Origin of the sequence: Streptomyces sp. NRRL S-340 (genome assembly GCF_000720185.1) — a bacterium.
In the GTDB taxonomy this organism is placed as follows: Bacteria; Actinomycetota; Actinomycetes; order Streptomycetales; family Streptomycetaceae; genus Streptomyces.
Map to the genome: position 1 here is coordinate 15,834 of NZ_JOIY01000042.1, position 21,626 is coordinate 37,459.

18 protein-coding genes are annotated in these 21,626 nt (G+C 74.2%); 14 read left to right on the forward strand and 4 right to left on the reverse strand.

The features are described from left to right. The first annotated feature begins 129 nt into the window (after positions 1-129). The 8 genes from pdhA (IG64_RS29095) to IG64_RS29135 all read left to right on the forward strand — a co-directional run bounded on the left by pdhA (IG64_RS29095) (position 130) and on the right by IG64_RS29135 (position 9,401). Positions 130-1,269 (forward strand): pyruvate dehydrogenase (acetyl-transferring) E1 component subunit alpha, encoded by a 1,140-nt coding sequence (pdhA, locus tag IG64_RS29095; RefSeq protein WP_037861567.1) that lies wholly within the window; start codon positions 130-132, stop codon positions 1,267-1,269. Further along, the gene (locus IG64_RS29100; RefSeq protein ID WP_037861569.1) at positions 1,266-2,270 is read left to right on the forward strand and encodes an alpha-ketoacid dehydrogenase subunit beta; all 1,005 of its coding nucleotides are present in this window, start codon (positions 1,266-1,268) and stop codon (positions 2,268-2,270) included. The genes pdhA (IG64_RS29095) and IG64_RS29100 overlap by 4 nt, the downstream gene beginning before the upstream one ends. Next, positions 2,270-3,802 carry a dihydrolipoamide acetyltransferase family protein gene (locus IG64_RS29105; protein WP_037861570.1) on the forward strand — a complete coding sequence of 511 codons (1,533 nt, stop codon included), beginning with the start codon at positions 2,270-2,272 and terminating at the stop codon, positions 3,800-3,802. Before IG64_RS29100 ends, IG64_RS29105 begins: the two co-directional genes overlap by 1 nt. A gap of 141 nt (positions 3,803-3,943) precedes the next feature. Beyond that, positions 3,944-4,888, forward strand: a complete 945-nt coding sequence (locus IG64_RS29110) for an NTP transferase domain-containing protein (RefSeq protein ID WP_037861571.1) — start codon at positions 3,944-3,946, stop codon at positions 4,886-4,888. Continuing rightward, positions 4,888-6,345 (forward strand): molybdopterin molybdotransferase MoeA, encoded by a 1,458-nt coding sequence (locus tag IG64_RS29115; protein ID WP_037861572.1) that lies wholly within the window; start codon positions 4,888-4,890, stop codon positions 6,343-6,345. Before IG64_RS29110 ends, IG64_RS29115 begins: the two co-directional genes overlap by 1 nt. Then, positions 6,342-7,439 carry a potassium channel family protein gene (locus IG64_RS29120; RefSeq protein ID WP_037861573.1) on the forward strand — a complete coding sequence of 366 codons (1,098 nt, stop codon included), beginning with the start codon at positions 6,342-6,344 and terminating at the stop codon, positions 7,437-7,439. Before IG64_RS29115 ends, IG64_RS29120 begins: the two co-directional genes overlap by 4 nt. A gap of 100 nt (positions 7,440-7,539) precedes the next feature. Beyond that, a complete protein-coding gene (locus IG64_RS29125; RefSeq protein WP_037861575.1) occupies positions 7,540-8,520 on the forward strand; it encodes an NAD(P)H-quinone oxidoreductase in 981 nt (326 codons plus the stop codon). A gap of 482 nt (positions 8,521-9,002) precedes the next feature. After that, positions 9,003-9,401 (forward strand): winged helix-turn-helix transcriptional regulator, encoded by a 399-nt coding sequence (locus tag IG64_RS29135; RefSeq protein WP_051813438.1) that lies wholly within the window; start codon positions 9,003-9,005, stop codon positions 9,399-9,401. 43 nt (positions 9,402-9,444) lie between these two features. Here the strand turns inward: IG64_RS29135 and IG64_RS37720 are convergent, their stop codons facing one another. Next, on the reverse strand, positions 9,445-10,116 hold the full coding sequence (locus tag IG64_RS37720; protein ID WP_051813440.1) for a hypothetical protein: 672 nt from the start codon (positions 10,114-10,116) through the stop codon (positions 9,445-9,447). A 137-nt stretch (positions 10,117-10,253) separates the two neighbouring features. On the opposite strand from IG64_RS37720, the gene IG64_RS29145 reads away from it, so the two are divergent. Further along, complete coding sequence (locus IG64_RS29145; RefSeq protein ID WP_051813442.1) at positions 10,254-10,862, forward strand: PadR family transcriptional regulator; 609 nt, start codon at positions 10,254-10,256, stop codon at positions 10,860-10,862. Positions 10,863-10,889: 27 nt separating this feature from the next. Further along, positions 10,890-11,429, forward strand: a complete 540-nt coding sequence (locus tag IG64_RS29150; protein WP_037861578.1) for a bacterial proteasome activator family protein — start codon at positions 10,890-10,892, stop codon at positions 11,427-11,429. Positions 11,430-11,571: 142 nt separating this feature from the next. Here the strand turns inward: IG64_RS29150 and IG64_RS29155 are convergent, their stop codons facing one another. Next, the gene (locus IG64_RS29155) at positions 11,572-13,245 is read right to left on the reverse strand and encodes a Stk1 family PASTA domain-containing Ser/Thr kinase (RefSeq protein WP_037861580.1); all 1,674 of its coding nucleotides are present in this window, start codon (positions 13,243-13,245) and stop codon (positions 11,572-11,574) included. A 399-nt stretch (positions 13,246-13,644) separates the two neighbouring features. Between IG64_RS29155 and IG64_RS29160 the strand changes: the two genes are divergently transcribed. Then, the gene (locus IG64_RS29160; protein ID WP_037861583.1) at positions 13,645-15,294 is read left to right on the forward strand and encodes a protein kinase domain-containing protein; all 1,650 of its coding nucleotides are present in this window, start codon (positions 13,645-13,647) and stop codon (positions 15,292-15,294) included. Positions 15,295-15,464: 170 nt separating this feature from the next. Here IG64_RS29160 and IG64_RS29165 read toward each other — a convergent pair whose 3' ends face one another. Beyond that, positions 15,465-16,481 carry a phosphotransferase gene (locus IG64_RS29165; RefSeq protein ID WP_199811675.1) on the reverse strand — a complete coding sequence of 339 codons (1,017 nt, stop codon included), beginning with the start codon at positions 16,479-16,481 and terminating at the stop codon, positions 15,465-15,467. A 528-nt stretch (positions 16,482-17,009) separates the two neighbouring features. On the opposite strand from IG64_RS29165, the gene pdhA (IG64_RS29170) reads away from it, so the two are divergent. The 3 genes from pdhA (IG64_RS29170) to IG64_RS29180 are packed head-to-tail and all read left to right on the forward strand — an operon-like array spanning position 17,010 to position 20,703. Next, on the forward strand, positions 17,010-18,287 hold the full coding sequence (pdhA, locus tag IG64_RS29170) for a pyruvate dehydrogenase (acetyl-transferring) E1 component subunit alpha (protein ID WP_037861585.1): 1,278 nt from the start codon (positions 17,010-17,012) through the stop codon (positions 18,285-18,287). Next, positions 18,287-19,264 (forward strand): alpha-ketoacid dehydrogenase subunit beta, encoded by a 978-nt coding sequence (locus IG64_RS29175; protein WP_037861587.1) that lies wholly within the window; start codon positions 18,287-18,289, stop codon positions 19,262-19,264. Before pdhA (IG64_RS29170) ends, IG64_RS29175 begins: the two co-directional genes overlap by 1 nt. Before the next feature lie 11 nt (positions 19,265-19,275). Then, positions 19,276-20,703, forward strand: a complete 1,428-nt coding sequence (locus IG64_RS29180; RefSeq protein WP_037861589.1) for a dihydrolipoamide acetyltransferase family protein — start codon at positions 19,276-19,278, stop codon at positions 20,701-20,703. A gap of 217 nt (positions 20,704-20,920) precedes the next feature. Here the strand turns inward: IG64_RS29180 and IG64_RS29185 are convergent, their stop codons facing one another. After that, on the reverse strand, positions 20,921-21,604 hold the full coding sequence (locus IG64_RS29185) for a contact-dependent growth inhibition system immunity protein (protein ID WP_037861590.1): 684 nt from the start codon (positions 21,602-21,604) through the stop codon (positions 20,921-20,923). Between the last annotated feature and the right edge of the window lie 22 nt (positions 21,605-21,626).

A 21,626-nucleotide genomic window follows, 5' to 3' on the forward strand; every position in this document is an offset into this window, starting at 1 on the left:
TGGAGAACCGTTTGTCCACAGCCTGGGGCCGCCTGTAGCCAAAATGTGCCGACGACCGAACAATCGGTAGGTGGGGCGCGTCACAGCCGACGCGTCTCCCGTAGCCACTCCCACGAGGAGGTGCCCGCCATGACGGTCATGGAGCAGCGGGGTGCGTACCGGCCATCGCCGCCGCCCGCCTGGCAGCCCCGTACCGACCCCGCGCCGCTGCTGCCCGACGCGGAGCCCTACCGCGTCCTGGGCACGGAAGCGGCCGCGAAGGCCGACCCGGAGCTGCTGCGCCGTCTGTACGCGCACCTGGTGCGCGGACGCCGGTACAACACGCAGGCCACCGCCCTCACCAAGCAGGGCCGCCTCGCCGTCTACCCGTCCAGCACCGGCCAGGAGGCCTGCGAGGTCGCCGCGGCCCTCGCCCTCCAGGAACGCGACTGGCTCTTCCCGAGCTACCGCGACACGCTCGCCGTGGTGGCCCGCGGCGTCGATCCCGTCCAGGCCCTGACGCTGCTGCGCGGGGACTGGCACACCGGCTACGACCCGCGCGAGCACCGGACCGCCCCGCTGTCCACCCCCCTGGCCACCCAGCTCCCGCACGCCGTGGGCCTGGCCCACGCCGCCCGGCTCAAGGGCGACGACGTGGTCGCGCTGGCGATGGTCGGCGACGGCGGCACCAGCGAGGGCGACTTCCACGAGGCGCTGAACTTCGCCGCCGTCTGGCAGGCCCCGGTCGTCTTCCTGGTGCAGAACAACGGCTTCGCCATCTCCGTCCCGCTCGCCAAGCAGACGGCGGCGCCCTCCCTGGCCCACAAGGCCGTCGGGTACGGCATGCCCGGCCGCCTGGTCGACGGCAACGACGCGGTCGCCGTCCACGAGGTGCTCACCGACGCCGTACGGCACGCGCGCGCGGGAGGCGGTCCGACCCTGGTCGAGGCGGTGACGTACCGGATCGACGCCCACACCAACGCCGACGACGCCACCCGCTACCGCGGCGACGCCGAGGTCGAGGCCTGGCGCGACCACGACCCGGTGAAGCTGCTGGAACGCGAGCTGTCCGGGCGCGGTCTGCTCGACGAGGACACCGTCACGGCCGTGCGCGAGGACGCCGAGGCGATGGCCGCGCGGCTGCGCGAGCGGATGAACCAGGACGCGGCGCTCGACCCCATGGACCTGTTCGCCCACGTCTACGCCGAGCCGACCCCGCAACTGCGCGAGCAGCAGGCTCTGCTGCGGGCCGAGCTGGCGGCCGAGGCGGAGGAAGGCGGGGCCCGATGACCACCGTCGCGCTGAAGCCGGCCACCATGGCGCAGGCCCTCACGCGCGCGCTGCGCGACGCCATGGCCGCCGACCCCGCCGTGCACGTCCTGGGCGAGGACGTCGGCACGCTCGGCGGTGTCTTCCGCGTCACCGACGGGCTCGCCGAGGAGTTCGGCGAGGACCGCTGCACCGACACACCACTGGCCGAGGCGGGCATCCTCGGCACCGCGGTCGGCATGGCGATGTACGGGCTGCGCCCGGTCGTCGAGATGCAGTTCGACGCGTTCGCCTACCCGTCGTTCGAGCAGCTCGCCAGCCATGTCGCGAAGATGCGCAACCGCACGCGCGGGAAGCTGCCCCTGCCGCTGACCGTCCGCATCCCCTACGGCGGCGGCATCGGCGGCGTCGAGCACCACAGCGACTCCTCCGAGGCGTACTACATGGCGACTCCGGGGCTCCATGTCGTCACGCCCGCGACCGTCGCCGACGCCTACGGGCTGCTGCGCGCCGCCATCGCCTCCGACGACCCCGTGGTCTTCCTCGAACCCAAGCGGCTGTACTGGTCGAAGGACTCCTGGAACCCGCAGGACCCGCGGCCCGTGGAGCCGATCGGCCGCGCGGTGGTGCGGCGCACCGGCCGCAGCGCCACGCTCATCACCTACGGCCCGTCCGTGCCGGTGTGCCTGGAAGCCGCCGAGGCCGCCCGCGCCGAGGGGTGGGACCTGGAGGTCGTCGACCTGCGCTCGCTGGTGCCGTTCGACGACGAGACGGTGTGCGCGTCGGTACGGCGCACCGGGCGCGCGGTCGTCGTCCACGAGTCGGGTTCCTTCGGCGGGCCGGGCGGGGAGATCGCCGCCCGCGTCACCGAACGCTGCTTCCACCACCTGGAGGCGCCGGTGCTGCGGGTGGCCGGGTTCGACGTCCCCTACCCGCCGCCCATGCTGGAGCGGCACCACCTGCCCGGCGTCGACCGGATCCTGGACGCCGTCGCGCGGCTGCAGTGGGAGGCGGAGGGCTGATGGCGCAGGTGCTGGAGTTCAGGCTCCCCGATCTCGGGGAGGGGCTCACCGAGGCGGAGATCGTCCGCTGGATGGTCGAGGTGGGCGACGTCGTCGCCGTGGACCAGCCGGTCGTCGAGGTCGAGACGGCCAAGGCGATGGTCGAGGTGCCCTGCCCCTACGGGGGTGTGGTCACCGCCCGCTTCGGTGAGGAGGGGGCCGAGCTTCCGGTGGGCGCACCGCTGCTGACCGTCGCGGTGGGGGAGGAGTCCGCGGGGAGCCCCGCACCGGCCGCCGGGGGAGCCGCCGGCGGGGGCGCCGGCGGCTCGGGCGGCGGCAGTGGCGCGGGCGGGAGCAGCGGCCCGGGCTCGGGCGGCGGATCCGGCAACGTCCTGGTCGGGTACGGCACGGCCGAGGCCCCGGCGCGCCGCCGCAGGGTCCGGGCGGTGCCCGGCGCCCCGTCCGCCGCCGCCGGGCGGCCCGCCGCCGGTGCGCCCGCTCCGGGTGCCCCCGGCGCCTCGCGTGCGGCTTCCGTCCCGGACACGCCCGTGATCGGGCGGCCGGCCGACGGCCCGGTCCCGGTGATCTCCCCGCTCGTGCGCAGGCTCGCCCGGGAGCACGGACTGGACCTGCGGCGGCTGCCCGGCTCCGGCCCCGACGGGCTCATCCTGCGCTCGGACGTCGAAGCAGCCCTCAAGGCGGCCTCCACCGCCCCGGCCGCCGCCCTCACGGGCCTGGTGGCGGACCCCACGGGCCCGTCCGCGTCCGGCACCCCCGGGTCCGCCGCGTCCGGGAGCGGTGTCCTCGGGACCGCTGCCTCCGGGGCCGGTGCCTCCGCGTCCGGTCGCGCCCCCACAGCCGCCGCCGGAACCCGCGTCGCCCTCAAGGGCGTGCGCGGGGCGGTCGCCGACAAGCTCTCCCGGAGCCGCCGCGAGATCCCCGACGCGACCTGCTGGGTGGACGCCGACGCCACGGAACTCCTGCGCGCCCGCGCGGCGATGAACGCCGCGGGCGGCCCGAAGATCTCCCTGCTCGCCCTCCTCGCCAGGATCTGCACCGCCGCGCTCGCCCGCCACCCGGAGCTGAACTCCACGGTCGACACGGAGGCCAGGGAGATCGTCCGGCTCGACCACGTCCACCTGGGCTTCGCCGCGCAGACCGAACGCGGGCTCGTCGTACCGGTCGTACGGGACGCGCACGCGCGCGGTGCCGAGGCGCTGACGGCCGAGTTCGCCCGGCTCACCGAAGCGGCCCGCACCGGCACCCTCACACCGGGGGAACTCACCGGCGGCACCTTCACGTTGAACAACTACGGCGTGTTCGGCGTCGACGGCTCGACACCGATCATCAACCACCCCGAGGCGGCCATGCTCGGCGTCGGCCGGATCGTCCCCAGACCCTGGGTGCACGAGGGCGAACTGGCGGTCCGGCAGGTCGTCCAGCTCTCGCTCACCTTCGACCACCGGGTGTGCGACGGCGGCACGGCGGGCGGATTCCTGCGCTACGTGGCCGACTGCGTGGAACAGCCGGCGGTGCTGCTGCGCACCCTGTGAGCGTGCTCCCCCGGGACGCGCTCCCGCCTGTCGTGCCCCTGTGACACGCGCCGGGTGACGTGCCCCCTGCGACGGCAGGTCCCCGGGCGGGCCGGGGACCGCCCGTGTTCCCCGGCCCGACCGGGAGGACATACTCGGGGGGTGACCGCCTACGAGCACCCCGGCGACCGGGACACCCCGGCCGGCGACCCGGCGCCGGACCCGGCCCATGACGCCGTCGTGCTCGCCGGGGGAGCCGCGCGGCGGCTCGGCGGCGCGGACAAGCCCGGCGTGCGCGTCGGCGGCCGGGCCCTGCTCGACCGGGTGCTCGGCGCCTGCGCCGACGCGCGCACCACCGTCGTCGTGGCCGACCCGCGGCCCACGGCGCGCCCCGTGCGATGGGCGCGCGAGGAGCCGCCCGGCGGCGGTCCCCTCGCCGCGCTCGCCGCGGGCCTGCGGCACACCACGGCGGACCTGGTCGTCGTCCTCTCCGCGGACCTGCCCTTCCTGCGGCCCCGGACGGTACGGCGGCTGCTCACCGGCCTGCGCGCGAGCCGCGCCGACGGCGCGCTGCTCACCGACGCCGACGGCCGCGACCAGCCGCTCGTGGCGGCCTACCGCGCACCCGCGCTGCGCCGGCGGCTGACCGTGCTCACCCGCGAGAACGGCACCCTCACCGGCCTTCCGCTGCGCCGGCTGACCGCGGCGCTCGACCTCACCCGGGTCCCCGACGACGTCGCCTCTTTCGACTGCGACACCTGGGACGACATCGCCACCGCCAGAGCACGCATCAGGGAGCATGGGCACGTGCTGGATGAATGGATTTCCGCAGTCAAGGACGAGCTGGGCATCGACCTGGACGTCGACACCGGCGTACTGCTCGACCTCGCGCGCGACGCCGCCCACGGTGTGGCCCGGCCCGCGGCGCCCCTGACCACCTTCCTCGTCGGCTACGCGGCCGCCCGCGCCGGAGCCGGCCCCGAAGCGGTGGCCGAGGCCGCCCGCAAGGCCGCGGCGCTGGCCCTGCGCTGGGCGGAGGAGGACAGCGCGGGCAAGGAGCCCGACGTGGCTCCGGACGCCACGCCCGACACGCGCCCGGACGCCTGATGACGGCCCGCGGTGTGCAGGCCGGCGAGGACGCCGAGGACCTCGACGTCGAGGAGGCGCTCGCGCTCGTGAACCAGGGCACCGGCCACTTCCCCGGCGACAGCCCCCACTTCCCCGGCACCGGCGCCGCCCCGGCTCCCGGCATGCCCGGATTCGACTCCGGCGGCCGCGTCTCCCCCGCCGGGCAGGGCCGGGACGCCGGACCCGGCTCCGGCGCGGCCCCGCACGCCACGCGGACCGGACCGCAGGACCACGCCCACGCCACCCCCTGGCCCCGGGCCCGCGACATCGCGGCCCGTGCCGTCCGCGCCGCCGCCCGCCCCGCCGCCGCCTCGGTCCCCCTGGACACCGCCCTCGGCCTGGTCCTGGCCGAGCCCCTCGCCGCCCTCACCGACCTGCCCTCCTTCGACACCTCCGCGATGGACGGCTGGGCGGTCGCCGGACCCGGCCCCTGGGACGTCCGCGAGGGCGGCTCCCTCGCCGGGCACGCCCAGGCCGACCCGCTGACCGACGGCGAGGCCGTGCGGATCGCGACCGGCGCGCGCATCCCGCAGGACACCACCGCGGTGCTGCGCACCGAGCACGGCCGCACGGACGCCAAGGGCAAGCTGCACTCCGTCCGCGACCTCGGCCACGGCCAGGACATCCGCCCCCGCGGCCAGGAGTGCCGCAGCGGAGAGCAGCTGCTTCCCGCCGGCACCCTGGTCACACCGGCCGTGCTGGGCCTCGCCGCGGCCGCCGGGTACGACACCCTGACCGCCGTGCCCCGGCCGCGGGCCGACGTCTTCGTCCTCGGGGACGAACTGCTCACCGAGGGCCTGCCGCACGACGGGCGGATCCGGGACGCGCTCGGCCCGATGCTGCCGCCGTGGCTGCGCGCGCTCGGCGCCGAGGTGGCCTCCGTGCGCCGTATCGGCGACGACGCCAAGGCCCTGCACCGGGCGCTCACCCGGTCCGAGGCCGACCTCGTCGTCACCACCGGCGGAACCGCCGCCGGCCCCGTCGACCACCTGCGCCCCACCCTGCGCCGCATGGAGGCCGACCTGCTGGTGGACGGCGTCCGGGTCCGCCCCGGCCATCCCATGCTCCTGGCCCGCACCAAGGAGAACCAGCACCTCGTCGGGCTGCCCGGCAACCCCCTGGCCGCCGTCTCCGGTCTGCTCACGCTGGCCGAGCCGCTGCTGCGCGCCCTGGCCGCGCGTCCCGTCCCGGAGCCGTACACGATGCCGCTGCGAGGCGGGGTGCACGGACATCCGGGCGACACCCGGCTCGTCCCCGTCGTCCTGCGCGGCGATCACGCGGCCCCGCTGCACTACAACGGGCCCGCCATGCTGCGCGGTGTCGCGGCGGCCGACGCCCTGGCCGTCGTACCGCCGGGTGGCCTGCGCGCCGGACAGGAGGCCGAACTGCTCGATCTGCCGTGGGCCGCCGCCGGAATCGGAGTGTGTTTCACGTGAAACTTCCGGGCCATGACGCGATCGCCCGTCAGGCGGACGAACACCTCGTGACCCATCGGGTGAAGCTCCCGAGGAAACTGGTGGACCGCCCTATACGCCAGGTCGGAAAGCGACTGGCCATGGCGCTGCTGGTCCTGGTGGTGACGGTGGTGGTCGTCTACGCCGACCGTGACGGCTACCACGACAACGCCGACAGCTCCGTGGACCTCCTCGACGCGGCGTACTACGCGACGGTGACCCTCTCCACCACCGGGTACGGCGACATCACGCCCGTCAGCGACAGCGCCCGGCTCACCAACATCCTCGTCATCACGCCGCTGCGCGTGCTGTTCCTGATCATCCTCGTCGGCACCACGCTCGAAGTCCTCACCGAGCGCACCCGGGAGGAATGGCGCCTGAGCCGCTGGAGGGCCACCTTGCGCGAACACACCGTCGTCGTCGGGTTCGGGACGAAGGGGCGGTCGGCGATCCAGACCGTGTGCGCGACCGGACTGAAGAAGCAGCAGGTCGTCGTGGTCGACCCGAGCGCCAAGGTGATCGACGCCGCCACGGCGGAGGGGTACGCGGGCATCGTCGGCGACGCCACCCGCAGCGAGGTGCTGAAACGCGCCGAGGTCCAGCGGGCGCGGCAGATCATCATCGCCACGCAGCGGGACGACACGGCGGTCCTGGTGACCCTGACGGCCCGGCAGCTCAACCGGGCCGCGAAGATCGTCGCCGCGGTGCGCGAGGAGGAGAACGCCCCGCTGCTCAAGCAGTCCGGGGCGGACGCCGTGATCACCAGCGCGAGCGCGGCGGGAAGGCTGCTGGGGCTCTCCGTGCTCAGCCCCGCCGCCGGCATGGTCATGGAGGACCTCATCCAGCAGGGCAGCGGGCTGGACATCGTCGAACGGCCCGTCATAAAGGCCGAGGCGGGCCGCAGTCCGCGGGAGATCGACGACCTGGTGGTGAGCGTCATCCGCGGACACCGGGTCCTCGGCTACGACGACCCGGCCGCCGCCGCGCTGCAGCTGACGGACCGCCTGATCACGATCGTCCGGGCCACCCCCGGCTCGCAGGTCACCCCGGACACCCGTCCCCTGCCGCTGGACTGACCGCCGGGTCCCGGGAGCACCGCCTCGGCCGGCCGGCCCGCGGCACGCGCGGGTGCCGCGGCCCGCGGCGCGGCGGCGGGCGAGGAGTAGCGTCGGCCCCATGCATGCGATCACGATTCCCGAACCCGGTGGACCAGAGGCGCTGGTGTGGGACGAGGTGCCCGATCCCGTGCCCGGCGAGGGCGAGGTGCTCGTCGAGGTGGTGGCCGGCGCCGTCAACCGGGCCGACATCATGCAGCGGCAGGGGCACTACGACCCGCCGCCCGGCGCCTCCCGCTACCCCGGCCTGGAGTGCTCCGGCCGGATCACCGCCCTCGGCCCGGGGGTGTCCGGCTGGGCGGTCGGCGACGAGGTGTGCGCGCTCCTCGCGGGCGGCGGCTACGCCGAGAAGGTCGCCGTCCCGGCCGGTCAGCTGCTGCCCGTCCCCCAGGGCGTGGACCTCGTCCAGGCGGCGGCACTGCCCGAGGTGACCTGCACCGTATGGTCGAACGTCTTCATGGTCGCCCACCTCCGCCCCGGTGAGACCCTGCTCGTGCACGGCGGCTCCAGCGGCATCGGCACCATGGCGATCCAGCTGGCCAAGGCCGCGGGCGCCCGGGTCGCGGTCACGGCGGGCACCAAGGAGAAGCTGGACCACTGCGCGGAGCTGGGCGCCGAGATCCTGATCAACTACCGCGAGCAGGACTTCGTCGAGGAGGTCCGCCGGGCCACGGACGGGGCCGGCGCCGACGTCATCCTGGACAACATGGGCGCCAAGTACCTGGACCGCAACATCCGGGCGCTCGCCGTCAACGGCCGGCTCGCGATCATCGGCATGCAGGGCGGCGTCAAGGGCGAGCTGAACATCGGCGCCCTGCTGAGCAAGCGGGGCGCGATCAGCGCGACCTCGCTGCGGGCCCGCCCGCTCGAGGAGAAGGCGGCCATCGTCGCGGCCGTCCGCGAGCACGTGTGGCCGCTGCTCGCCGACGGGCACGTCCGGCCGGTCGTCGACCGGCAGGTGCCCCTGCGGGACGCCGCGTCCGCCCACCGGCTCGTGGAGGAGAGCACGCACGTCGGCAAGGTGCTGCTGGTGACCTCCTGACCTGTGCCACGCCGTCCTGCGGACCGGGCAAGGACCCGGCCGCGGGGCCGCACGGCCGTGTACGGACCCGGCCGTCCCGGTACGACGTGCGTGCCGGGGCGCGCCGGGACCAGGTGCGGACCCGGCTGCCCCGAGCCGGGCGCCGGGTCCACGCCGTGCCGAACCTCCGCCTGCGGTACCCGGCCCGGCGATGGCCGGGCGGGTGGGCCGGGGCCGGTGTCAGCTCGCGCGTGACGACCTCGACCCGCAGGCCGAGCCCGTCGCCCAGGGCCTTCTCCGGGTGGTCGGGGACCAGCGACGAGTCGATGTGCGGCGGACGGCCATGGAGGAACTCCTCGCAACGGGCGCGCCGGGCCGTGCGGGGGAGGCGGACGGGCATGCGGAAGCACCGCCGCCGTAACGTCACCTTCCCAAGTTACTTACAGAAGAAAAGCAGCTTACTTTTCAGAAGTAATTCAGGGGGTGGGCGGTAGCATGGGCGCATGGATCAGGGGCGGCGCGGCGCGGGGCAGTGCACGGCGGTGGGCGGCGCGGTCGAACGCGTCTTCGCCCTTCTGGGCAAGCGCTGGAACGGCGTCATCCTGGCCAGCCTGATGGGCGGCCCCGGCCGGTTCGCCGAACTGCGCCGCGCCGTCAGCGGGATCAGCGAGCGCATGCTCTCCGACCGTCTCGCCGAACTCGGCGAGGCCGGCCTGGTCAGCCGCGAGGTGGACGCGGGGCCGCCCCTGCGCGTCTCCTACCGGCTCACTCCCGCGGGTGAGGCCCTCCGGCCGGCTCTCGAGGAGCTGGGCACCTGGGCCGAGCGGTTCCTCGGGGTGTCCGAGCAGGACCGCTGCCCCTCCCCGCGGCAGGCGCAAGCGGCGGATTCCCGCAACGGCTGAAGCCCGGCCCGGCCCGTGCCGGAAGGGGATGTGACGGCAGGGCTCAGACCCGGCGCACCCGCAGCGCGATGAACGCCAGTCCCAGGCCGAGACCGATCAGGACCAGTCCGCTGCCGAGCGGCAGCAGCTCCAGCACCGGTCCGGTCGCCGGGCCGCCGCCTGCCGCGGGCCGGGGGACCGGTGGCGTCTGCGTGGCCGAGGGCGACGGGGAGGCGGCCGGTTCCTCGGCGGCGGCCGTCGGCGTGCCGGTCGGGTCCGAGTCCGGGCCGCCGTGGCGATCGTGTCGCGGACGGCCGCGGTCGTCGCCCTCCGCCTCGCTCCCGTGCCGGTGAGGGCGGCCCGGCCGCTGCCGCCCCTCCCCCGCCGGGCTGCCGGCCCCGGACGGCTCCCGGGGGAAGCGGAGGGCGGCCGGTGGCGCGACGGCGGCGACCGCCGGGGAACGGGACGAGGCGGGGGACGAGGAGGCGGACGGCACGGGCGGCGCGGGCGAGGAGGCGCCCGACGGACCGGACGGGCGCGGCGGGGCCGGCGAGGGACCGGTGCCCGGGCGGGCCGCCGTGGCGGACGGCGACGACGTGGGGGCGTACGGCGACGCGGACGCGGACGGCCCGTACGCGGCGGCGTACGCCGGGGCGGGCCCGCCCGGCAGGGCGACCGCGCCCAGCAGGAGCAGCGGTCCCGCGGTACGCGGTACGGCGCGCAGCCATGGAGTCACCCGGGGACCCCCTCACGGTGGCCGATCAGTGGTGCGGTGCGGGAAAGCGGTCGTTCCGTGCAACAACAGTCACATCACCGGACCCGTCCGGCATTCCGGGTTCGTCCGCCAGGCCGAATCCGCTGCACAATCCGGGTATGGCGCTACCGCACGGGCTGCTGGCACTCCTGGAGGCCGGTCCCCGCTCCGTCTGCGGGCTGCGGGCCGAGTTCGAGGCCCGCACCTCGGCGGCGTGGGCACCGGACCTCGGCGCGGTCTGCGGGGCACTCGGCCGGCTGGAACGGGACGGCCTGGTCGTCCGCGAGGCGGGGGACGCGGCCGGACGGGCGATCTACGCGCTGACCGGGGCGGGCCGCGCCGAACTGCGGTCCTGGTACACGCGGCCCGTGCGGCCCGGGCCCGCCGCGCCGGGCGGGCAGCCGCCGGACGAACTGGTCACCAAGCTGGTGCTGGCCCTGGGAGCGCCCGGCATCGACGTGCGCGACATCGTCGACCGACAGCGCCGGTACGTGTCCGAGGCGCTGCAGGACTGCGTACGGCAGCGGGCGGAGGTCCTGGCGCGGCTGCCCGCGCACGCTCAGGAGGTGGCCCGGCTGCTGGTCCTGGAGCGGTCGATCTGCCGGGCGGAGGCCGAGTCCCGCTGGCTGGACCACTGCGCGGCCCGCCTGGAACGCCTGGGCCGTCAGGGGGACACCCCGGCCGCGCACACGGTGGATCACCCTCCACGGGGGGCACCAGGGAGATGACGCGTACGGGTACGAGAGAATGGCGGCATGGAGATGCCGAGGAACGAACGGTCGCCGGAGAATCCGCAGATCCTGGTCGTGGGCCAGGACGGCATGGCGCTCGGGGGCGGCGGGGACGACGACTCGCGCGAGACCCCGGTCACCGAACAGGTGGAGCAGCCGGCCAAGGTCATGCGGATCGGCAGCATGATCAAGCAACTGCTCGAAGAGGTGCGTGCCGCTCCTCTCGACGAGGCCAGCCGGGCCCGGCTCAAGGAGATCCACGCCAGCTCGGTCAAGGAGCTGGAGGACGGTCTCGCGCCGGAGCTGGTCGAGGAACTGGAGCGGCTCTCGCTGCCGTTCACCGACGAGGGGACTCCCAGCGACGCGGAACTGCGCATCGCGCAGGCGCAGTTGGTGGGCTGGCTGGAAGGACTCTTCCACGGGATCCAGACGACGCTGTTCGCGCAGCAGATGGCCGCCCGAGCCCAGTTGGAGCAGATGCGCCGCGCCCTGCCGCCGGGAGTCGGCATCGAGGGCGGCGACGACCCCCGCACGGGCGGGCGCTCCGGGGGGCCGTACCTGTAGGGCCTCCTCCGGGCCGCACACGCGGAAGGTGACGTGAGGGCCCGGCAGCCGAGCTGCCGGGCCCTCACCCGTCGGAAGACCGTGGCCGGCCGGACCTGTCAGCCGGTGAACCGGTCGCCCGGGTCCGTCCGGGGCCGTCCGGTCAGGACGAGACCGGGTCGCCCGTGGACACGTTGAGCTGGATCACCGGCATCTTGTGCGGGTCGACGTCCGTGTCGGCCGCGGGGAACTGGCTCATGACCGTGTCCTGGCCGTACGTGTTCTCGTCCACGTAGTCGACCTTCAGCTGCCAGCCGGCGGCCTGGAGGCACTCCTTGACCGAACCCAGGTACTTGAACTGGAAGTTCGGCACCTTGATCAGCTTCGGGTCGTTGTACGACTCCTGCGGTTCCTTGCATTCGCTCTGGCTGATCGTCTTGGAGGTGTCCGGACCGCGGTGGCCCTCGACGGCGGCCGGGGAGGAGCTGGGGCTCGGGCCGGTGCTGCTGCCCCCGCCTCCGGCGGTGTCCTCCCCGTCCTTGTTCAGCAGGAGCGCGGCGATCAGGCCGACGACCGCGATCACGGCGACGGCCGCCGACGCGACGATCACCATCCTGTTGTTCCTGCCACCGCCGGACGGGCCCCCCGCCGCGCCGGTGCCGGACGGCTGCGGGGAGACGCCGTACGGGGGCGGGGTCGAGGCCTGCTGCGGGGCGGCGTAGGGGGAGGCGGCGGACGGGGTCCGGTACCCGGCCTGCTGCTGCGGGTAGCCGTACGCCGGTGACGGGGTGGCCGGGGCCGGGGTGCCGTACGGGTGCGGTGCCGGGGCCGGCTGGTACGGCGTCTGCACGCTGCCCGCCACCGGCGGTGCGGCGTCGACCGGCGGGAACACCGCGGAGCCGACGCCCGCGCCGCTCGGCGTCTGGGCGCCCGGCACGATGCTCGGCGGCGCCGCCTGGAAGGAGGCCGCCACCCGCAGGCACTCGTCGCGCATGGACTCGGCGCTCGGGAAACGCTCGTTGGGGTTCTTCTTCAGCGCGCGGGCCACCAGCGCGTCCACCGCCGGGGGCAGCGCGCGGTTGACCGCGGACGGCGCGACCGGCTCCTCCTGCACATGCGCGTACGCGATGGCCAGCGGCGAGTCGGCGTCGAACGGCAGCCGCCCGGTGACGAGCTGGAACAGCATGATGCCGACCGAGTACAGGTCGGAGCGCGCGTCCACGCCCCGGCCGAGCGCCTGTTCGGGCGAGAGGTACTGGGGGGTGCCGACGACCATGCCGGTCTGCGTCATCGAGGTGACCCCGGACTGCATGGCCCGGGCGATGCCGAAGTCCATGACCTTGACGACGCCGCGCTTGGTCACCATCACGTTGCCCGGCTTGATGTCGCGGTGGACCAGGCCCATCTCGTGGCTGATCTCCAGCGCGGCGAGCACGTCCGCGGTGACCTTCAGGGCCTTGTCGGCGGGCATCGCGCCCTGCTGCCGCACGTCCTCGTCGAGCACGGAACCCAGCGGCCGGCCCTCGATGTACTCCATGACGATGTACGGCGTCGTCATGCCGTCGACATCGTCCTCGCCGGTGTCGAAGACGGAGACGATGTTCGTGTGCGTGAGCTTCGCCACTGCCTGGGCCTCGCGGCGGAACCGCTCGCGGAACGCGGGCTCCCGGCCCAGCTCGGTGTGGAGCGTCTTGATCGCGACATGGCGGTCGAGCACGGAGTCGTAGGCGAGGTGCACCGAGGCCATGCCGCCCTCGCCGAGCAAGTCGCGCAGCTGGTAGCGGCCGCCGGCCAGCGACCGCCCCGCGAACCGGCTTTGCGCGCCGTCCTGGCTCATCTTCTGCGTCCCCCATGTGCGCGGCGCCGGCGGCTGCTGCGCCCGCGCGATCGGCTGTCCGTCGACGGTCCCGGGACCGGACCTGACCTGACCGCGTGTCCGGATCTCGATGATCGATAGTGTTATTCCCGGCCAAGTCTGCCCCAGGGCACTGACACGTCAAGCTCGGTGCCCGTTCCGTGACCGTACGCGAAAGAAGCGTCGCGGAAGCGTTACAGCCGACGCAGGGCCGGCTCAGGGGATTTGCACGACGACGGCCGCTCGCGGTTTGATGGCCGGTCCGTCCCGGACCGGTGCCCGCGACGAACCGGGACCGGCGGCTTGCGCCGAACCTGTAGCGTGGCCGACGGAGACCGTGACAACACCGCGCACCGCGGGCAGAAACGACGGCGAGGACTGATGGCACAGACGCAGCGCGCCCAGGGCCCGTCCGACCCCGAGGCGTCTGGCGGCGGCGGCATGTCGGACGCGCCGGAGCTGTGGGGCAACGGCGGCCTGGTCGGCGACGGCCGCTACCGGCTGACGCACCGGCTCGGCCGGGGCGGCATGGCCGAGGTGTTCGCGGCCGAGGACGTGCGCCTGGGGCGAACCGTCGCGGTCAAGCTGCTGCGCGCCGACCTCGCCGAGGACCCGGTCTCCAAGGCCCGCTTCACCCGCGAGGCCCAGTCGGTCGCCGGCCTCAACCACCATGCCATCGTGGCCGTGTACGACTCCGGCGAGGACTCCGTCGGCGGTCAGTCCGTGCCGTACATCGTGATGGAGCTGGTCGAGGGCCGCACCATCCGTGACCTGCTGCTCAACGCCGAGGCGCCGGGCCCCGAGCAGGCGCTGATCATCGTCTCCGGTGTCCTGGAGGCCCTCGCCTACTCGCACCAGCACGGCATCGTGCACCGTGACATCAAGCCCGCCAACGTCATCATCACCGACAACGGTGCCGTGAAGGTGATGGACTTCGGCATCGCCCGCGCCCTGCACGGCGCGTCCACGACGATGACGCAGACCGGCATGGTCATGGGCACCCCGCAGTACCTCTCCCCCGAGCAGGCCCTGGGCAAGGCCGTCGACCACCGTTCCGACCTGTACGCCACCGGCTGCCTGCTGTACGAACTCCTCGCGCTGCGGCCCCCGTTCACCGGTGAGACCCCGCTGTCGGTGGTCTACCAGCACGTGCAGGACCTGCCGGTGCCGCCGTCGACGACCTCTCAGGGCGCCTGCCCGCCCGAACTCGACGGCCTGGTCATGCGGTCGCTCGCCAAGGAGCCCGACGACCGTTTCCAGACGGCCGAAGAGATGCGCGGCATGGTCCAGTACGCGCTGCAGATGCTCTACGACCAGGGCGGCCACACCGGCACCTGGCACACCGGCCCGGTGGCCGCGCCCGACGGACGGCACACCCCGGCGACCGGTTTCGCCGGCACGACGGTGATGCCGCACCACGGCGACGGCCAGGCCGGCACCACGCAGATCCCGCAGCCGATCCTGCCCGCCGGGTACGGCAACGGCGACGACGGCGGCTTCGAGGGACACGGCAACCAGGGCAGCGGCCGGGGCAAGCTGTGGATCCTCGCCGTGCTGGCCGTGATCGCCATCGCGGCGGGCGTGGCGCTGGCCCTGCACGAGACCAGCGGCAAGAGCGGTGGCGGGGACACCGGCACCACCCAGTCGCCGTCGGCCACCCAGTCCACCCAGGACGAGCAGCCCTCGTCCTCCCCGACCGACGAGTCGACCGGCCGGCCCTCGGACACGTCCACGGAGACGGGCTCGGGTTCGGGCGGCTCCGGCTGGCAGAACCCGCCCTCGCACCGGCCGTCGTGGACGCCGTCCCAGTCGCCGACGGACGACACGTCCGACGAACCGTCGGGGGAGCCCAGCTCGCACGAGGCGTCCAGCCCGCCGGCGCAGACGCAGTCCCCGGGCACGGGCGGCGGTCCGGGCGGCGGCGGCACCCCGACCGAGGGGACGAACGAGGGCACCAGCAGCGGCACCGGCGACACCACCGGTACCGCGGCAGGAGCGGCCGGTGCCGGTGCCGGCGGCGGCGGAACCTGATCACCTTCTGATCACCCTTCACGCGCGCGGGGGCCCTCACGGGCGCCCCGCGCGCGTGCGTGTGTCCGCCCGCTTGCGCCGGGCGGCGCACGGCTCCCCGGCCCGTCCTGCTCCCTTGGGCGGCCGGTCCTGCCCCTGCCTGCTCCTGCCCCGCTTCCCTGCCGCCCGTCCTACTCCGCGAACGCCCCGCACACCGCGTCGTACTCGCGGGTCCACCACACCACCAGGGCCGAGGCGGCCGGGAACTGGGGATCGGCGCGGGTGTCGCCGCGCTCGTAGTGCCAGCGCAGCATCCAGAAGTCGTTCAGACGTTCCCACCACACGCGGTGCACCGCGGCGGCCAGCTCCGAGGACGTGACCCCCGCGGCGCGCCGGTACGCGCGCGCGTACGCCGTGATCTTCGGCAGGTCCAGGGTGCCGCCGGGCCGCAGGAAGAAGATCGCGGCGGCCCGTACGGTCTCCTCCGCGCGCGGCTGGACGCCGAGCCGGTCCCAGTCGACGATCGCGGCGGGCGCGTCCCCCTGGTAGAGCACGTTGTAGGGGTGGAAGTCGCCGTGCACCCAGCCGACCGGGCCGCCGGGCGGCGGCCGGCGGCCGGCGTGCTGCTCCAGGAGGGTGCGGCGCTCCAGGAGCCGGTGCCGGGCCAGCTCGTCGAAGGCGTCCGGCGGGTGGTGGCGGCGGACGTGGCCGAGCAGGTCGTCGATCAGGGCGAGCGTGTCGGCCGGATCCGCGCTGCGGACGGGATGGGGACTCGTGGCCGGGCGGGTGCGCGCCTTGGGGGGCATCACGCGCTCCAGGCAGGCGTGCACGGCGCCCAGGAGGGCGCCGAGGCGGGCGCACTGGCCGGTGGTGAGCTGGCCGCCGTGCCGGTGCCGGCCGTCGATCCACGGGTAGAGGGCGTAGGCGTGGCCGCCGACGACGGCGACCGTGCGCCCGTCCCGGCCCGCGAGCGCCGGCGCCACGGGGACGCCGAGGTCGGCGAGGCGCTGGGTGGCGCGGTGCCGGCGGGCGATCGAGGCCGGGTCGGCGGTGTCGGGGTCGAAGTGGTGCTTGAGGAAATAGCGGCCGCGGGTGGTGCACAGCCGGTAGCCGCGGTTGAGCAGCCCCTGATCGACCGGCTCGCAGGTGACGGCGGAACCGGCGGCGAACTGGCGCAACAGGGCACCCAGAGGGGGCGCGTGGGGCACAGAGGGTGGTACACATGAGCGCGGCACGCGCCAGATGTTAGGGCACCGGCCGAGGCTGTGAGCTGGGGCTTGTCACAGACAGTCGTCGACAGTCGCTTTCGGTCACACAAGATCACCGTGCCGTTCTCCCTTCGTCCCGGTTTCGGGGCCCTCGGCCGCTCGGGGGAGGGCGCGGTCAAGAGCGGTTCCGGCCAGTCGTGAACTCTTCCCGACCAAGGGGTGACCGGGATAACGTGCCGGTGTTCCGGCCCCCTGCAAGGCTGTGACCAGCGGCTGCCCCGAACGCCCGGCGAGGTACTTGGACGTCCAAGCGAAAGTACTTGGAAATCCAAGGAAACACGCAGGTCAGGAGGGGTTTCCCAGAAATGTGGAGCACTGGGTAACGTGGCTGTTGCAGGGCGCTCGCCGGGGCACCTGTCACGCCTGTTCCCGGCCGAGTGGCACCCACCCCGTGCCCGGTGGTCCAAAACAGGTGAGCCGCACTGGCCTACCGGCAACCCCGGGGGCCGGACCGACGGAGGAGCACACGTGACCGAGGAGAGCACTGCCGCGCGCACACCGCGACGCAGCGCCGGGAGCAAGGCCGGGACGTCCGGCACGAAGGCGGCCGGCGGCAAGACGGCCGGCACCAGGACGGCCCGCACGAAGGCGGCCGGCACCAAGCGCACCACCAGCACCGCCGGCACCAGCGCCGGGAAGGCCGCGGCAGCCGCCGCGAACGGCGCCGAGCCCGGCCTCGTGCAGCTGCTGACGCCCGAGGGCGAGCGCGTCGAGAACGCCGAGTACGACCGGTACGTCGCCGGCGTCACCGCCGACGAACTGCGCGGCCTGTACCGCGACATGGTGCTCACCCGGCGCTTCGACGCCGAGGCGACCGCCCTGCAGCGCCAGGGCGAGCTGGGCCTGTGGGCCTCGCTGCTCGGCCAGGAGGCCGCCCAGATCGGCTCGGGGCGCGCCCTGAACGACGACGACTACGTCTTCCCGACCTACCGCGAGCACGGTGTGGCCTGGTGCCGCGGCGTCGACCCGGCCAACCTGCTCGGCATGTTCCGCGGCGTGAACAACGGCGGCTGGGACCCCAACAGCAACAACTTCCACCTGTACACGATCGTCATCGGCTCCCAGACGCTGCACGCCACCGGCTACGCGATGGGCATCGCCAAGGACGGCGCGGACTCGGCGGTCATCGCCTACTTCGGTGACGGCGCCTCCAGCCAGGGCGACGTCGCGGAGTCCTTCACCTTCTCCGCCGTCTACAACGCCCCCGTGGTGTTCTTCTGCCAGAACAACCAGTGGGCGATCTCCGAGCCGACCGAGAAGCAGACCCGGGTGCCGCTCTACCAGCGCGCCCAGGGCTACGGCTTCCCCGGCGTCCGCGTCGACGGCAACGACGTGCTCGCCTGCCTCGCGGTCACCAGGTGGGCGCTGGAGCGCGCCCGCGCCGGAGAGGGCCCGACCCTGGTCGAGGCGTACACCTACCGCATGGGCGCCCACACCACCTCCGACGACCCCACCCGCTACCGCCACGACGACGAGCGCGCCGCCTGGGAGGCGAAGGACCCGATCCTGCGCCTTCGCCGCCACCTGGAGGCCGCAAACCACGCGGACGAGGGATTCTTCGCGGAACTCGAGGCCGAGAGCGAGGCGTTGGGAAGGCGAGTGCGCGAAGCGGTCCGCGGCATGCCCGACCCGGACCACTTCGCCATCTTCGAGAACGTGTACGCGGACGGGCACGCGCTCGTCGACGAGGAGCGCGCTCAGTTCGCCGCCTACCAGGCGTCGTTCGCGGATGAAGGGGGTCACTGATGGCCGAGAAGATGGCGATGGCCAAGGCCATCAACGAGTCGCTGCGCCACGCCCTGGAGACGGACCCCAAGGTCCTCGTCATGGGCGAGGACGTGGGCAAGCTCGGCGGCGTGTTCCGGGTGACGGACGGACTGCAGAAGGACTTCGGCGAGAGCCGCGTCATCGACACCCCGCTGGCCGAGGCCGGCATCGTCGGTACCGCGATCGGCCTGGCCCTGCGCGGCTACCGCCCGGTGGTCGAGATCCAGTTCGACGGCTTCGTCTTCCCGGCCTACGACCAGATCGTCACCCAGCTGGCGAAGATGCACGCCCGCTCGCTGGGCAAGGTCAAGATGCCGGTCGTCGTCCGCATCCCCTACGGCGGCGGCATCGGAGCGGTCGAGCACCACTCGGAGTCCCCCGAGGCCCTCTTCGCCCACGTGGCGGGCCTGAAGATCGTCTCCCCGTCCAACGCGTCGGACGCCTACTGGATGATGCAGCAGGCCATCCAGAGCGACGATCCGGTGATCTACTTCGAGCCCAAGCGGCGCTACTGGGACAAGGCCGAGGTCGACACCGAGGCCATCCCCGCCCCGCTGCACAAGGCGCAGGTCGTCCGCGAGGGCACCGACCTCACCCTGGCCGCCTACGGCCCGATGGTGAAGCTGTGCCAGGAGGTCGCCGCCGCGGCGGCCGAGGAGGGCAAGTCCCTGGAGGTCCTGGACCTGCGCTCGGTCTCCCCGCTGGACTTCGACTCGGTCCAGGCGTCGGTGGAGAAGACCCGCCGCCTGGTCGTGGTCCACGAGGCCCCGGTGTTCTTCGGCTCCGGCGCGGAGATCGCCGCCCGCATCACCGAGCGCTGCTTCTACCACCTGGAGGCCCCCGTCCTGCGGGTCGGCGGCTACCACGCGCCGTACCCGCCGGCGCGCCTGGAGGAGTCCTACCTGCCGGACCTGGACCGCGTGCTCGACGCCGTCGACCGCTCGCTGGCGTACTGAGGAAGAGGGTCGTGACGACGATGACGGATGTTGCGTCCGTACGCGAGTTCAAGATGCCGGATGTCGGCGAGGGCCTGACCGAGGCCGAGATCCTCAAGTGGTACGTCCAGCCCGGCGACACGGTCACCGACGGACAGGTGGTGTGCGAGGTCGAGACGGCCAAGGCGGCCGTGGAACTGCCCATCCCCTACGACGGCGTGGTCAGTGAGCTGCGCTTCCCCGAGGGCACCACGGTCGACGTGGGCACGGCCATCATCGCGGTGGCCGTCGCGGGTGCGGCCCCCGCCGCCCCGGCCCAGGCCGAGGTCCCGGCCCAGGCCGCACCGGCGGCCGCGGCGCAGCCGGCCGGGGAGGAGCAGGAGCCGCAGGGCCGCCAGCCGGTCCTGGTGGGGTACGGCGTCTCGACGTCCGCCACCAAGCGCCGCCCGCGCAAGGGCGCCGGTGCCCCGGCGGCCGACGCGCTCCGGCCCGAGGTGAACGGACACGGTGCCCCGCCCGCCGCCGCCGTGCAGGACCGCCCGCTGGCCAAGCCGCCGGTGCGCAAGCTGGCCAAGGACCTGGGTGTCGACCTGACGACGGTGGTCCCGTCCGGCCCGGACGGCATCATCACGCGCGAGGACGTCCACGCGGCGGCGGCACCGGCGGCCGCCCCGGGACCGGTGAGCGCACCCGCCCCGGCGGCCGCGCAGACCCCGGCGGTCCGGGCGGCCCCGGCGCCGGTGGCGTCCTACGACACGGCCCGCGAGACCCGCACCCCCGTCAAGGGTGTCCGCAAGGCCACGGCGGCGGCGATGGTCGGCTCCGCGTTCACCGCCCCGCACGTCACGGAGTTCGTGACGGTGGACGTCACGCGCACCATGCGGCTGGTGGAGGAGCTGAAGCAGGACAAGGAGTTCGCGGGCCTGCGCGTCAACCCGCTCCTGCTGATCGCCAAGGCCCTCCTGGTCGCCGTCAAGCGCCACCCGGACATCAACGCGTCCTGGGACGAGGCCAACCAGGAGATCGTCCTCAAGCACTACGTCAACCTGGGCATCGCCGCGGCCACCCCGCGCGGTCTGATCGTCCCCAACATCAAGGACGCCCACGCCCAGACGCTCCCGCAGCTGGCCGCGTCCCTGGGCGAGCTGGTCTCCACGGCCCGGGAGGGGAAGACCTCCCCGGCGGCGATGCAGGGCGGCACGATCACGATCACCAACGTCGGTGTCTTCGGTGTCGACACCGGCACGCCGATCCTGAACCCCGGCGAGTCCGCGATCCTGGCGGTCGGTGCGATCAAGCTCCAGCCCTGGGTCCACAAGGGCAAGGTCAAGCCCCGCCAGGTCACCACCCTCGCCCTCTCCTTCGACCACCGCCTGGTCGACGGAGAACTGGGCTCCAAGGTCCTGGCGGACGTGGCCGCGATCCTGGAACAGCCCAAGCGGCTGATCAGCTGGGCCTGACGGCCGCGATCCGCAGGTCCCCGTGCCCCGGAGGGGCCGGCCGCAACGTCATCCGCGACCGGCCCCTCCGCGCGTGCCCGGCCCAGGCCCGGCCGGACACGCACACGGGGGCGCCGTCCTGCGCCGCGCCGCGCGAACGGACGCGGACGTGCACGCTCGGCATGCGCGGGCACGCGCCGGCCCGGCGCACGGCAGGGTGTCACGGTGGCCGGACGACTCACCCTTCCCCGGGGCCGTGGCCGGCCCGTGGAAGGGTGAGTCGTCCGGCCACCCGTGCGATCCAGCCGCTGGGTGACCAGGGGGCCGGCGGATCGACCTCCATGCCCAGTTCGGCGACGGCCAGGGCACAGCCGGACTCGTCGAGGTCCAGGGCGAGGAGTTCGTGCAGTTCACCGACGAGGCGGGCGACGAGGTGCGGATCGGTGGAGTCGCGGTAGTGGTCGACGGCGGCGTCGTGGTCGTCGAACTCGTCGGGCATGTCCTGGGAGAACCAGCCGCCGAGGAACTGGCCGAGTTCGGGGAACCGGGCGTGCCATTCCCAGGGAGTGGCAGGGGCGGCCGGGGGCGGGACCGCGCCTTCCTCGATGCTCTGCCGGATGTGGTCGGCGAGGCAGCGCAGCCACCGCTGGACGTCCGCCTCGGGCAGGCCGACGTCCGGGACGGCGTAGAACTCGCCGAGGCGCAGGCGGAGGCGCCCCGGAGGACTGTCGGCGTAGTCGCGCAGTTGCCGTTCCGCGGTGGCGAGGGCCCAGGGACGCGTGTGCCAGGTGTGGCGCAGGTAGGCGGTGAGGGCCTCCCCGGGCCGGTCCGGGGTGTCGTCCGCCGGCCGTCCGAGGTAGGCACGCATGACCTGGTCCAGCTCGCCGTAGCGGCGGTCGTGTTCGAGGGGGGTCAGGGGCACGGTCGTCAGCCTTCGTCTCTGG